This is a genomic window from Massilia sp. P2_C2 (assembly GCF_056404615.1).
The window spans coordinates 1-12161 of the sequence record NZ_JBFUDR010000190.1; the positions used below are offsets into that span (position 1 = coordinate 1).

A 12161-nucleotide genomic window follows, 5' to 3' on the forward strand; every position below is an offset into this window, starting at 1 on the left:
GAACAGCACCATGCCCTGCAGGTTGATGCCGCCACCGAGTTCGCGGTTCGGGATGAATGCCGCGATCACGAGCGCGTACACGGGCAGGCGCGCGGAACACGTCATCAGGGGCGCGATCATGATCGTCACGAGCCGGTCGCGCGGATTCTGGATCGTGCGCGCCGCCATCACGCCCGGGATCGCGCAGGCGAACGACGACAGCAGCGGGATGAACGCGCGCCCGGACAGGCCCACGCCGCCCATCATGCGGTCGAGCAGGAACGCGGCGCGCGGCAGGTAGCCGCAATCCTCCAGCACGAGGATGAAGAAGAACAGGATCAGGATCTGCGGCAGGAACACGAGCACGCTGCCGACGCCGCCGAAGATGCCTTCGACGAGCAGGCTGCGCAGCGGTCCCTCGGCCAGCGCGCCGCCAACCGACTGGCCCAGCGCGTCGACGCCGTTCTTGATCAGGTCCATCGGCACGGCGGCCCAGCTGAACACGGCCTGGAAGATGAGGAACATCGTGGCGGCCAGGATGACGGGGCCGAGCACGGGGTGCAGCACGACGTGGTCGATCTGCTCGCTCAGGTTGCCGGTGTCGTTGTCGAAGCTGACCGTGGCGTCGATGATGCGGCGCACCTCGCGCTGGGTCTCCTCGACCGGGACGGCGTCGATGGCGGACAGCGGGTTCGGCTTCACGGGCGTATCGAAAGCCAGCGCCTCGAGCGCCTTGAGGAGGCCCTTCTCGCCGCCGGCCTGCACGGCCACGGTCTCGATGACGGGCATGCCCAGCTCGCGCGCCAGGCGCGCCGTGTCGATCTCGATGCCGCGCTTCTTCGCGACGTCGACCATGTTCAGCGCCAGCACCATCGGCAGGCCGAGGCGCTGGATCTCCAGCACGAGGCGCAGGTTCAGGCGCAGGTTGGTGGCATTCACGACGCAGACGACGGCATCCGGCGCCTGCTCGCCGGCGCGCAGGCCCGCGACCACGTCGCGCGTGATCGCTTCGTCGGGGGTGTGGGCGTTCAGGCTGTAGGCGCCGGGCAGGTCGAGTACGCGCAGCGGACGGCCGCCGGGCAGGATAAAACTGCCTTCCTTGCGTTCGATGGTGACGCCGGCATAGTTCGCGACCTTCTGGCGCGCGCCGGTGAGGCGGTTGAACAGGGCAGTCTTGCCGCAGTTCGGATTACCCAGCAGGGCGATGAGCGGCGTTTTTGCGGCCGCCTGGACCTGCTGATCTACTGCTCCCATGTCCGTTCCATCACTCCGGCTGGATGGAGACGAGCGCAGCCTCGAAACGGCGCAGGGCGAACGTCGACTGGCCGACCTTGACAGCCAGCGGGCCGCCGGGCAGGCCGCGCTTGAGCATGCGGATGCGCTCGCCCGGCACGAAACCCAGTTCCATCAGGCGGCGCGACACGTCGATGCCGCCGTCGCGGCTGCCGATGGCGTTCGGCGCGAGGTGGATCACGGTAGCGCTCTGGCCGGCCTTGAGGCTGTCGAGCGTGGTCAGGGTGGGTGCAAGAGTCATGGTGTCGCTTCCGGAGAGAGGTGCGATGCTTTCACAGATGGGTACATCATAAACCTAAATGCGAATTATTTCTATTTGAGGTTTGTCTACTTCCGTTCGCTCAACCGAGATTTAACCCAACGGCGCAACAAAAACGCTTGCATTCGCGATCCAGGTTCAGCAGAATACGAAGGGTAATGAGAATGATTCGCATTATAGAGCAAACAACACCACCGGAACCGTCCATGATCGTCTGCGTCTGCAATAACATCTCCGACCGCGAAATCCGCCAGGCCATCGACCTCGGCCTGACTTCGATGGCCGACCTGTACAAGGAACTGGGTGTCGGCACCTGCTGCGGCAAATGCGTCAGCTATGCCCGCGAAGTGATGCACGAGCACCTGGAAAGCAAGACCACCGTCACCGAACTGCGTCGTACGCCGCACGACGGGCTGGCGGCCTGAACGGCACCGGCTTCCCCGATCCCTGCCGGCCGTCGCCGCGCTCGCGGCGCCAGCGACGCCGGTCGTTTTTCTCATCACTGTCGGGTTCCAGCAACGCAGGCGCCGGCAGCGCCGGATGGCCTCCCAGCAAGCCCTCATGTTGCTGCGCACAATGCACGCACAAGCCGACCATGCGCGTGCCGGACTTGGTACTATGTGATCTCCGAAGCACGAAGATTCCAGTCCTATGTCCGTAATCCCGTTCCGTCCACCAAGAGCGCCCTTTACGGTCCAGCCTCCTCAGCAGCCTTCGCGCCGCGCCATCATCGTCAGGTGGCTGCGCAAGACGCATGGCTGGATCGGCCTCTGGGGCGCCGTGCTCGGGCTGCTGTTCGGCAGCACCGGCATCCTCCTCAATCACCGTGCCGTGCTGAAGATTCCGGCCGTCCAGGCGCAGGAAAGCACGGTCCAGATTCCCCTGCCGAGCCCGGCGCCCGGCAGTCCGCAGGCGCTGGCCACATGGCTCAAGCGCTCGCTGCGGCTGGCGCCCGAGCCCGGGCGCGTCAAGGCCGAGGCCGCGCGGCCCGTCGCCTGGGGCGACACCTCGCTGGTCCAGCCGGCGCGCTGGAGCGCCAGCTTCACGTCGCCATCGGGCAACGTGCAGGCCGAATATTGGGTCGGCAACAGCTATGTCACCGTCAAGCGCGCCGAGAACAATGTCTTCGGCACCCTCGTCAACCTGCACAAGGGTGTCGGGATGAGCGCGGCCTGGGTCCTGCTCGTGGACACGCTCGCCGGTTCCATCATCCTGCTGTCGCTGTCCGGCGTCGTGCTGTGGACGCTCACCAACCGGCGTCGCACGGTGGGCATCGTGATCGGCGCCGTGTCGCTGCTCGCGGCGGGCGGCCTCGCGCTGACGGCCATCTGATCCGGGCGGCGGCGTTGGCATGCATGCCACGCCGTCGCCGCCTACGCCCAWCCGAGGCGTCCGGACGGTGCGTTGCCTGCCCGCGTGACGCACGGTTTGCTATGATGTCGTGACAACAACCGCACGCAAAGGCATTCCATGAAGGGCGATCCCAACATCATCCGGCTGCTCAACGCGCAGCTGACCAACGAGCTGACCGCAATCAACCAGTACTTCCTGCATGCACGCATGTACAAGCACTGGGGCTTCGACAAGCTGGGCAAAAAAGAATACGACGAATCGATCGGCGAGATGAAGCATGCGGACCGGCTGATCGACCGCATCCTGATGCTGGACGGCTTGCCCAACCTGCAGGCCCTGCACAAGCTCTTGATCGGCGAATCGGCGCAGGAGATGCTGGAATGCGACCTGAAGCTGGAACGCGCGGCCCAGGTCACGGTCAAGGAAGGCATCGCCGCCGCCGAAGTCGCGCACGACTATGTGTCGCGCGACCTGCTGCTGGAAATCCTCGAGGACACCGAGGAACACATCGAGTGGCTGGAGACCCAGCTCGACCTCATCATCAAGGTCGGTATCCAGAACTACCTGCAGTCCCAGATGGGCGAGTAACGCACGCGTGACGCGAACATCCGCGTGGGCTCGGGGAGCCCACCCTACGGCTACCCTGCCGACGTAGGGTGGGCTCCCCGTGCCTACGACCGATCATATGTCCATCATGTATCGGCAATACGTGTGCAATCACGTAGGGTGGGCACCACGTGCCCACGCGTAACGCATCCAATCACGGGCGGGACGCATCAACCAGCTTGGCGCCAGCGCGCCACCCACTTGTCATAAAAGCTCATGTCGCCGGGCACCGCCCCGGTGACGGCACAGATCGCGCCGGCGAATTCATTGGCGCGCGCCAAGGTCAGTTCCAGCGGCCAGCCGCGCGCGCGGCCCAGCAGGAAGATCGCGGCGAAGGCGTCGCCGGCGCCCGTCGTGTCGATCACGAACGGCGGCACCGGATTGTCGCGGTGGGCGATATAACTGCCGTCGGCGCCAAAATACACGGAACCGCGGTGCCCCAGCGTGACGATCAGCGCATCCAGCGTAAAGCGGTCCATCAGCGCGCGGCAGGCCGCGTGCACCTCCTCGATCGACAGCGTCGCATCGTTCGCGCCGATCTGGAAGTACCACTGGAACAGCGCCTGCAATTCCTCTTCGTTGACCTTGACGATGTCGGCCGCCGTCAGCGCCCGCGTGACGATGGCTTCCTTGACGTGGCCGTGCCGCAGGTTCAGGTCGAGGAAGCGCTTGGCCGGCGTCGCTTCCAGCACGGCCGCCAACGCCTCGCGCGAGCGTTCCCCGCGCTGGACCAGCGTGCCGAAATACAGGGTGTCATGCGTGCCGCCGGCAACGCTCGCGGCGGCCGGTTCGGGGTCGATGAAATCGTAGGCCTGGCGCGGCAGCAGCGTGAGGTGGTGCGCCGTGCCATGGCGCTCGGCGACGGCGCGGCCCGTCTCTTCCATCGGGTCGACCTGCAGGCCCGTTTCCGGGATCACGAAGCGTTCGAACTCGGCGCGCACGGCCGCGCCGTTGCGGTCGTCGCCGATGCGCGTGATGACCAGCGGGGGCAGCATGAAGGCGGCCAGGTGGCGCGCCACGTTGAACGGGGCGCCGCCCACGACCGGGGCGCCGGTGCCTTCCTCAACGAGCACCTCGCCGAACACCACCGCCATCCCATTCCATTTGACCATCGCTCGCCTCCGTCCGTTCGATCGCACCGGGGCATTGTACGTCAGGCGCTGGCGCGGATGGCCAGTTCGGTAGGAAGCTGGACCGAGGGCGCCGGCTGGCCGTCGACGCAGGCCAGCAACGCGCTCACGAGGGCGCGCGCGGCGACGTCGCGCGGCTGGCAGACGGTGGTCAGCGGCGGATGGAAATAGCTGGACAGCTCGATGTCGTCATAGCCGACGACGGCCACGTCGGACGGCACGTCCCTGCCCTGCGCGCGCATGGCGTGGATGGCCTTCATGGCAAGCAGGTCGCTGCAGGCGAACATGCCGTCATAATCGACGCCGCGGCGCGCCAGCTCTTCCACGGCCTGGCCGCCGCTCTCGGGCAGGAAGGAAACGGCCACGTGCAGTTGCGGATCGGGCGCGAGGCCATGCGCGGCCAGCGCTTCTACGTACCCGCGGTGACGCCTCTCGACTTCGGGCAGCGTGGTGTCGCCGAGGAAGGCGATGCGGCGCCGGCCCTGCGCCAGCAGGCGTTCCGTCGCCAGGCGTCCGCCCGTGATATTGTCGCCGCCGACCGTCGTGTACAACTGCTGCGGCAGTTGCGCACCCCAGACGACGAACGGCACGCCGCGCGCGGCCATCTTGTTCAGCTGGTCGTGATGGCGGCCCTGGCCGATCAGGATCACGCCGATGGCGCGGCCGCCGTCGAACGGCGCGGCGGCCGCGTCGACCTGGTCGGCATCGACGCGCGAGACGAGCGTGTCGAAGCCCTGTTCGCTCAGGGCGTCGGCGAGGCTGCCCAGCATCGACAGGAAGAACGGGTCGGACAGCTGCTGGCGCGAGGACTGGTCGATCGGGATGACGACGGCCACCGTGCGGTTCTGCTGCGTCCGCAGGTTCTGGGCGCCGATGTTGATCGTGTAGTTCAGCGAGCGCGCGAGGTCGAGGATGCGGTCGCGCGTCTCCTGGTTGACGAGCGGGCTGTGGCTGAGCGCGCGCGAGACGGTCGACGTGGACACGCCGGCCAGCCGGGCGATGTCGGCCATTTGCAGACGGCGGGACGTCGACATCGGTCAGCGCGGGGCCGTGTCCTTGAACGACGGCCGTTCGGACAGCTTGTCGAACAGGCGCGCCAGGTTCGGGTAGGACGCGCGCCAGGCGATGTCCGGGAAGCGGAACGACAGCCAGCCGAGCGTGCAGCCGACGGCGACGTCGGCCAGCGTGTAGTGGATCCCCATGCAGAACGGTTGCTCGCCCAGGTTCTCGGACATCACCGCGAGCCCGCCGTGCACCTTGCCCATCTGGCGGTCGAACCAGGCCTGGCTCTGTTGTTCCGCCGGGCGCCACGTGCGCTCCAGGTAGGCCAGCACGCCCGCGTCCAGCACGCCGTCGGCCAGCGCTTCCCACACCTTGACGTTGGCGCGGTCGCGGCTGTTCGCCGGCAGCAGCTTGCACACGGGGGTCAGCGTATCGAGATATTCGGCGATCACGCGCGAATCGTACATCGTGCTGCCGTCCTCCATCACGAGGCAAGGCACCTTGCCCAGCGGGTTGGACGATGCGATCGTGGTTTCCGGCGCCCAGACGTTTTCCAGCTCAAACTGGTAGTCGAGCTTTTTTTCTGCCAACACGACGCGCGCCTTGCGCACATAGGCACTGGTGACGGAACCGATGAGTTTCATAGATGTGCTGTATAGGTAAACAGGGGACAGTATAGCATCGGCCCCGGACCGCCCGGACGCCCGAAAATGCCCAAATGAGACTTGACAAAGCGGCCAGGGCCAGGCTGTCAATGGTAGAATCTCGTTTTTGCACTCACCGCTTTCCCCCTCCCATGACCTCTACCGCATCCTCCTCGACCCTGTCGGCCCTGTCCCCGCTGGACGGCCGCTATGCCGCCAAGACCGACAAGCTGCGTCCGATCCTGTCGGAAGCCGGCTTCATGCACCACCGCGTGAAAGTGGAGATCGCCTGGCTGCAGGCGCTGTCGCAGGCCGGCTTCGCCGAGCTGAAGCCGTTCTCCGCACAAGCCAGCGCCCTGCTGGACAAGCTGGCCGCCGAATTCTCGGAACTTGACGCCGCCCGCATCAAGGAAATCGAGGCCGTCACCAACCATGACGTGAAAGCCGTCGAGTACTGGCTGAAGGAAAAAGTGAAGGACGTGCCGGAGCTGGTCGCCGCCTCCGAGTTCATCCACTTCGCCTGCACGTCGGAAGACATCAACAATACGTCGCACGGCATGATGCTGAAGGCGGCCCGCGACGGCGTGCTGCTGCCATCGCTGCAGGCTGTCATCGCCAGACTGACCGAAATCGCCCACGTCAACGCCGACCTGCCGATGCTGTCGCGCACCCACGGCCAGACCGCCAGCCCGACCACGCTCGGCAAGGAATTCGCCAACGTCGTCGCCCGTCTGCAGCGCGCCGTCAAGCGCATCGCCGACGTGGAAATCCTCGGCAAGATGAATGGCGCCGTGGGCAACTACAACGCCCACCTGTCCGCATACCCGGGCTTCGACTGGCCGGCGTTCTCGAAGAACGTGATCGAGCAGCGTCTGGGCCTGACGTTCAACCCGTACACCATCCAGATCGAACCGCACGACTACATGGCCGAGCTGTTCGACGCCATCTCGCGCACGAACACGATCCTGCTCGACCTGAACCGCGACATCTGGACCTATGTCTCGCTGGGCTACTTCAAGCAGAAGCTGAAGGCCGGCGAGATCGGTTCGTCGACGATGCCGCACAAGGTCAACCCGATCGACTTCGAAAACTCGGAAGGCAACCTGGGCCTGGCCAACGCCGTGCTGCGCCACATGGCCGATAAACTGCCGGTCTCGCGCATGCAGCGCGACCTGACCGACTCCACCGTGCTGCGCAACATCGGCGTCGGCTTCGGCTACGCGCTGCTTGCCTACGACAGCTGCCTGCGCGGCCTGAACAAGCTGGAAGTGAACCCGCTGCGCCTGGAGCAGGACCTGGACGCGAACTGGGAAGTGCTGGCCGAGCCGGTGCAGACCGTGATGCGCCGCTACGGCATCGAGAACCCGTACGAGCAGCTGAAGGAACTCACGCGCGGCAAAGGCATCACGCGCGAGGCGTTGCAGGAATTCATCGGCAAGCTGGCGATTCCGCAAGATGCGAAGGATCTGCTGCTGGCCATGACGCCGGCCAATTACACGGGGTTGGCGGCGCAGCTGGCGAAGGCGATCTGATCGTCTTTCGCGGCTGGCGATGCAAATGAACCGGGGCGCGTCCCCGGTTTTTTATTGGCGATTCGTCCATTCCTGCGCTGGTTGAACGCGTGGGCGGAGGCCGCCCACCCTACCCGCGACGCCAACGTAGGGTGGGCACCACGTGCCCACGCGTTCAACCGGCGCGAGCAAGGACGAAACACGCGATCATTCACCGCTGCCAGGTGAACTTCATTCCCACCGTCCTGGGCACTTCGCTGCGCACGGACGCCGCACCGTATTCCGCGTGGCTGCCATTCAGGTTGGTGCCAATCACCGATACCTCCATCCCCGGCGCGCAGCGCCAGCCGAAGCGGGCGTCGATGGCCGTATAGGCCGGCACGTACGGCAGGCCCAGCGCGGCCACGCGACGCACGGCCAGCTCCAGTTCGCGCGTCGCGTCGATGGCGTGGCTGGAGCGCAGCTGGGCCGTATAGGCCGGGTCGCGGCCCGTCGTCGCCAGGCTCGCCGCGTCCTTGCTGCCAGGCTTGAGGAAGAAGGCCTCGTGCAACGCCGTGACGCCGGCCGACATCCGCCATGAATCGGTCACCTGCACGCTGCCCCACGCCTCGATGCCGCGCGACTGCCCTTCCATCTGGCTGTCGAACGAGACGGACCGCCTGTCCGGATTGACCGTCTGGGTACGCAGGTAGTCGTACAGGTTGCGGAACGCCGTCACCGAATACGACAGGCGCTGGCCCACCTGGCCGCGGTAGCCCAGTTCGAACACGCGCGCGGTCTCGGAGCGCACGCCCGGGCCGCCCACCAGGATATACGGCGGCGCGCCCGGCACGTAGACATCCACGTCCAGCCGCGACGGCGCGCGCACGGTGCGCGATACGGCCGCCCACACCGCGTGCGCGGGCGTGACGCGCCAGGACACGCGCACGTTCGGCAGGAACTCGGTGCCCGTGTACGGATTGCGCTCCCAGCGCACGCCGGCGGTCAGGCGCAGGTCGTCCCGCAAAGCCACCTCGTCCTGGGCGAACAGGCTGGCCCAGGCCTGCCGCTCGTTGGCGGGCAGGAAGGCGACGAAGCGGCTATTGCTGACGTGGTCCCAGCTGTAGCGGTATTCGGCGCCCCACACAATGCTGTTGCGGCCCGCCGCCGGCAGCGCGTGCTGCAGCTGCAGGCTGACGATGTCGACGGCATCGCCGAACGTGGGCGGCGCGCGCCGGTAGCGGTAATCATATGACGCCTGCGCGGCCAGGCTGCCGCCGTCCGCCAGCCGGTGTTCCCAGCGCCCCGTGACGTTGGCGCCGTGCAGGGTGATGTCGCCGAGGCTGGCGCCAGAGGTGGGCGTCACGATGACGCCCGGCGCCGGCTGGCCCTCGCGCCCCTGCCACGCATTGGCGTTAACGCYGAAGAGCTCGGCCCCGCGTTCCCAGTCGGCGCGCCAGCCCACCTGGCCCTGGGTCCAGGCGTCGTCGATGGGGCCGCCGGACGCGAGTTCGCCATGGCCCAGCCYGAACACCTTGCCGTAGGCGCGCCAGTGGCCGCCATCCGTGGCGGCGCCATGGCGGAACGCGGCCTGGGCACCGTCGTTGTCGGCGCGCAGCACGAGCAGGTCGCCCTGCGTGTCGCGCGCGTTGCGTGTCGTGATGTTGATGACGCCGTTGACGGCGTTCACGCCCCACAGCGTGCCGCCCGGCCCGCTGATCACCTCGATCCGCTCGACGTCTTCCAGCATCACGTCCGGCTCATCCCATAACATGCCGGAGAACAGCGGCGAATACACGGAGCGGCCGTCGATCATCACGAGCAGCTTGTTGGGCGTGCTGTTGCTGGTGCCGTTCATGCCGCGCGCCGAAATGTAGTAGCCCACGTTGCTTTTGCGCGCGACGTGCAGGTTGGGCGCCAGGTTCAGCGCTTCCGTCAGAGTGCGGGCGCCCGAGCGGCGGATGTCCTCCGCCGTGATCACGAACACGGACGCCGGYGCGTCCTGCAGGCGCTCGGGCCGGCGCGAGACGGACGTCACGTCGATATTCGCCAGTTCCTCGATCGACAGGTCGGCAAACTCGTTGTCCGCCCGCGGCGCCGCCTCATCGGCCTGGACCGGCGCTGCCAGCACCAGTCCGAGCAGCGCCGGGCCGGCCAGCCACCCTGGCCGTCGTGCCAGGGCGAACGAGCGGAGCCAGGTAGCGGAAGCCATCGAATTCATCGCATGTCAAAGAGCGCTGTCATTGCCTGAACATTAGTTTTATAAATATATTCTGTCAATATTTTACCTTTCCAAACAGAGAAGATGGCCGCGCACGCGCTACATCGACGAGAAATGACGGTCGCGCAACATGATGAATGAGCATTGTCCCGTTTGCTGAACAAAGTTATCCACCAGGATGGCTTCCTCGCGATATTTGGAACGGTTAAAGTGTCCGTATTGCAAATCTACGCCCGCACCGAAGTCATGCTAGTGTGCGTACGGAAATGCCGGCTGCTTAACCTGGCCGAACTTGGTAAGATTTAGTTCTAACGCGTACTATTTAATCGGAGACCCGCCATGCAGCGCTATACCACGACCGCGATCGTGCTTCACTGGCTGATCGCCGCGCTGATCATCGGCGCGTTCACGCTGGGCCTCGTGATGACGGACATCCCGGGCATCTCGCCGACCAAGCTGAAATATTATTCGTGGCATAAATGGGCCGGCGTGACCGTGCTCGTGCTCGCGACCGTGCGCCTGCTGTGGCGCCTGAAAAACCGTCCGCCCGAGCTGCCGGAAACGATGCCCGCGTGGCAGCGCGGCGCCGCCCACGGCCTGCACCACCTGCTATACCTGCTGATCTTCGCCGTGCCGATCTCCGGCTATTTCTACACGCTGGCGGCCGGCTTCCCGGTCGTCTATTTCGGCCTGTTCCAGCTGCCGGTGCTGATCGCCAGGAACCCGGCGCTGGCCGAGACGCTCAAACCCATCCATTACTGGCTGAACATGATCATGGCCGGCCTGGTCGGCCTGCATGTGGTGGCCGCCCTGAAACACCAGTTCGTCGACCGCGACGGCACCCTCGGCCGCATGTTGCCCAGCCGTTCGCATTGAAGGAGATATCCATGAAACTTACCCGGGGCACCATTGCCGCCTTAGTTGCTACCTTAGTGGCTGGCGTGACGCTGATCGCCAGCGCGACTCCCCTGAAGACCGACGTGGCGCACAGCAACGTCTCGGCCGTGTTCAAGCAGATGAACGTGCCGGTCGAATCGAAGTTCAAGAATTTCAATGCGCAGATCGACTACGACGCCGCGCATCCGGACAAGGCGACGGCGCGCGTGGACATCGACACGGCCAGTTTCGACATCGGCGAGGCCGAGTACAACAAGGAAGTCGCCGGCAAGGACTGGTTCAATGCGGCCAAGTATCCGAAGGCGACCTTCGTGTCGTCCGGCATCAAGCCCGCCGGTGCGGGCAAACTGAATGTCAGCGGCAAGCTGAGCATCAAGGGCAAGACCCAGGACGTCACCTTCCCGCTCAACATCAAGGCGGAAGGCGGCAAGCAGGTTTTCGAAGGCCAGTTGCCCATCAAGCGGCTGGCGTTCAATGTCGGCGAAGGCGAGTGGAAAGACACGAGCATGGTTGCCGATGAAGTCGTCATCAAGTTCCGCATTGCCGCGGGACAGTAATTCAACACCCTCATCGTCAAAGGATCGTTTTATGAAACTCAAGCACCTCGCCCTGCTGGCCGCCGTCTTCGCTACCGGTACCACTTTCGCCGCAGAAATCTACAAGATCGAACCGAACCACACCTACCCCAGCTTCGAAGCCGACCACTTCGGCGGCCTGTCGAACTGGCGCGGCAAGTTCGACAAGAGCGACGGCTCCATCGTACTGGATCGCGCGGCCAAGACGGGCACCGTCGACATCACCATCGACGCCAGCAGCCTGGACTTCGGCCATGCCAAGATGAACGAGCACGCCAAGGGTCCGGACATGTTCGACGTCGCCAAGTACCCGAATGCCACCTATAAAGGCAAGCTCGTATTCAAGGGCGACACCCCGACCGCCGTCGACGGCGAACTGACGCTGCACGGCGTGACGAAGCCGCTCACCCTGAAAATCAGCCAGTTCAAGTGCATCCAGCACCCGATGCTGAAGCGCGAAGTGTGCGGCGCCGATGCGTCGGCCACGTTCAACCGTGCCGATTTCGGCGTGGATTACGGTGTCAAGATGGGCTTCAAGCCGGAAGTGAAGCTGGACATTCAGGTCGAAGCCGTCAAGCAATAAGCAGCGACGTCACCACGCCAAAAAGCCTCGCGCCGAAATGGCCGCGAGGCTTTTTATTTTTGTGGATAACGCGAACGATTGGCGGGCACGGGGTGCCCACCCTACGCCAGACAGGGCCGTAGGGTGGGC

13 protein-coding genes are annotated in these 12161 nt (G+C 65.4%); 7 read left to right on the forward strand and 6 right to left on the reverse strand.

Annotated elements, in window-relative coordinates; genetic code table 11:
* Both feoB and AC1DYX_RS20225 read right to left on the reverse strand, forming a co-directional pair.
* On the reverse strand, positions 1–1233 hold a 1233-nt coding region (gene feoB / locus AC1DYX_RS20220), incomplete at its 3' end, for a ferrous iron transporter B (RefSeq protein WP_477262097.1).
* Positions 1234–1243: 10 nt separating this feature from the next.
* On the reverse strand, positions 1244–1513 hold the full coding sequence (locus AC1DYX_RS20225; protein ID WP_477262099.1) for a FeoA family protein: 270 nt from the start codon (positions 1511–1513) through the stop codon (positions 1244–1246).
* Positions 1514–1737: 224 nt separating this feature from the next.
* On the opposite strand from AC1DYX_RS20225, the gene AC1DYX_RS20230 reads away from it, so the two are divergent.
* The 3 genes from AC1DYX_RS20230 (at position 1738) to bfr (ending at position 3472) form a co-directional block, all read left to right on the forward strand.
* A complete protein-coding gene (locus AC1DYX_RS20230) occupies positions 1738–1956 on the forward strand; it encodes a (2Fe-2S)-binding protein (RefSeq protein ID WP_477262101.1) in 219 nt (72 codons plus the stop codon).
* 226 nt (positions 1957–2182) lie between these two features.
* The gene (locus AC1DYX_RS20235; RefSeq protein WP_477262103.1) at positions 2183–2863 is read left to right on the forward strand and encodes a PepSY-associated TM helix domain-containing protein; all 681 of its coding nucleotides are present in this window, start codon (positions 2183–2185) and stop codon (positions 2861–2863) included.
* Positions 2864–3001: 138 nt separating this feature from the next.
* Positions 3002–3472: a bacterioferritin gene (bfr, locus tag AC1DYX_RS20240; RefSeq protein WP_477262105.1), complete on the forward strand. Its 471-nt coding sequence runs from the start codon at positions 3002–3004 to the stop codon at positions 3470–3472.
* Positions 3473–3660: 188 nt separating this feature from the next.
* Here bfr and AC1DYX_RS20245 read toward each other — a convergent pair whose 3' ends face one another.
* Genes AC1DYX_RS20245 through AC1DYX_RS20255 form a run of 3 tightly spaced genes read right to left on the reverse strand, consistent with a single transcriptional unit; the run spans position 3661 to position 6266 of the window.
* Positions 3661–4602: a PfkB family carbohydrate kinase gene (locus tag AC1DYX_RS20245; RefSeq protein WP_477262107.1), complete on the reverse strand. Its 942-nt coding sequence runs from the start codon at positions 4600–4602 to the stop codon at positions 3661–3663.
* Between the two features lie 41 nt (positions 4603–4643).
* The gene (locus AC1DYX_RS20250; protein ID WP_477262109.1) at positions 4644–5654 is read right to left on the reverse strand and encodes a LacI family DNA-binding transcriptional regulator; all 1011 of its coding nucleotides are present in this window, start codon (positions 5652–5654) and stop codon (positions 4644–4646) included.
* Positions 5655–5657: 3 nt separating this feature from the next.
* On the reverse strand, positions 5658–6266 hold the full coding sequence (locus tag AC1DYX_RS20255) for a glutathione S-transferase N-terminal domain-containing protein (protein ID WP_477262111.1): 609 nt from the start codon (positions 6264–6266) through the stop codon (positions 5658–5660).
* Between the two features lie 152 nt (positions 6267–6418).
* On the opposite strand from AC1DYX_RS20255, the gene purB reads away from it, so the two are divergent.
* Positions 6419–7798, forward strand: coding sequence for an adenylosuccinate lyase (gene purB / locus AC1DYX_RS20260; RefSeq protein ID WP_477262113.1), 1380 nt, complete (start codon positions 6419–6421; stop codon positions 7796–7798).
* Positions 7799–7988: 190 nt separating this feature from the next.
* Here purB and AC1DYX_RS20265 read toward each other — a convergent pair whose 3' ends face one another.
* Entirely contained in the window at positions 7989–9968 is a 1980-nt protein-coding gene (locus AC1DYX_RS20265; protein WP_477262115.1) for a TOL_0244 family TonB-dependent receptor, read from the reverse strand.
* A 348-nt stretch (positions 9969–10316) separates the two neighbouring features.
* Between AC1DYX_RS20265 and AC1DYX_RS20270 the strand changes: the two genes are divergently transcribed.
* The 3 genes from AC1DYX_RS20270 to AC1DYX_RS20280 are packed head-to-tail and all read left to right on the forward strand — an operon-like array spanning position 10317 to position 12032.
* Positions 10317–10853: a cytochrome b gene (locus AC1DYX_RS20270; protein ID WP_477262117.1), complete on the forward strand. Its 537-nt coding sequence runs from the start codon at positions 10317–10319 to the stop codon at positions 10851–10853.
* A gap of 11 nt (positions 10854–10864) precedes the next feature.
* Positions 10865–11431, forward strand: coding sequence for a YceI family protein (locus tag AC1DYX_RS20275; RefSeq protein WP_477262119.1), 567 nt, complete (start codon positions 10865–10867; stop codon positions 11429–11431).
* A 31-nt stretch (positions 11432–11462) separates the two neighbouring features.
* Positions 11463–12032, forward strand: a complete 570-nt coding sequence (locus AC1DYX_RS20280; RefSeq protein WP_477262121.1) for a YceI family protein — start codon at positions 11463–11465, stop codon at positions 12030–12032.
* Positions 12033–12161: the final 129 nt, after the last annotated feature.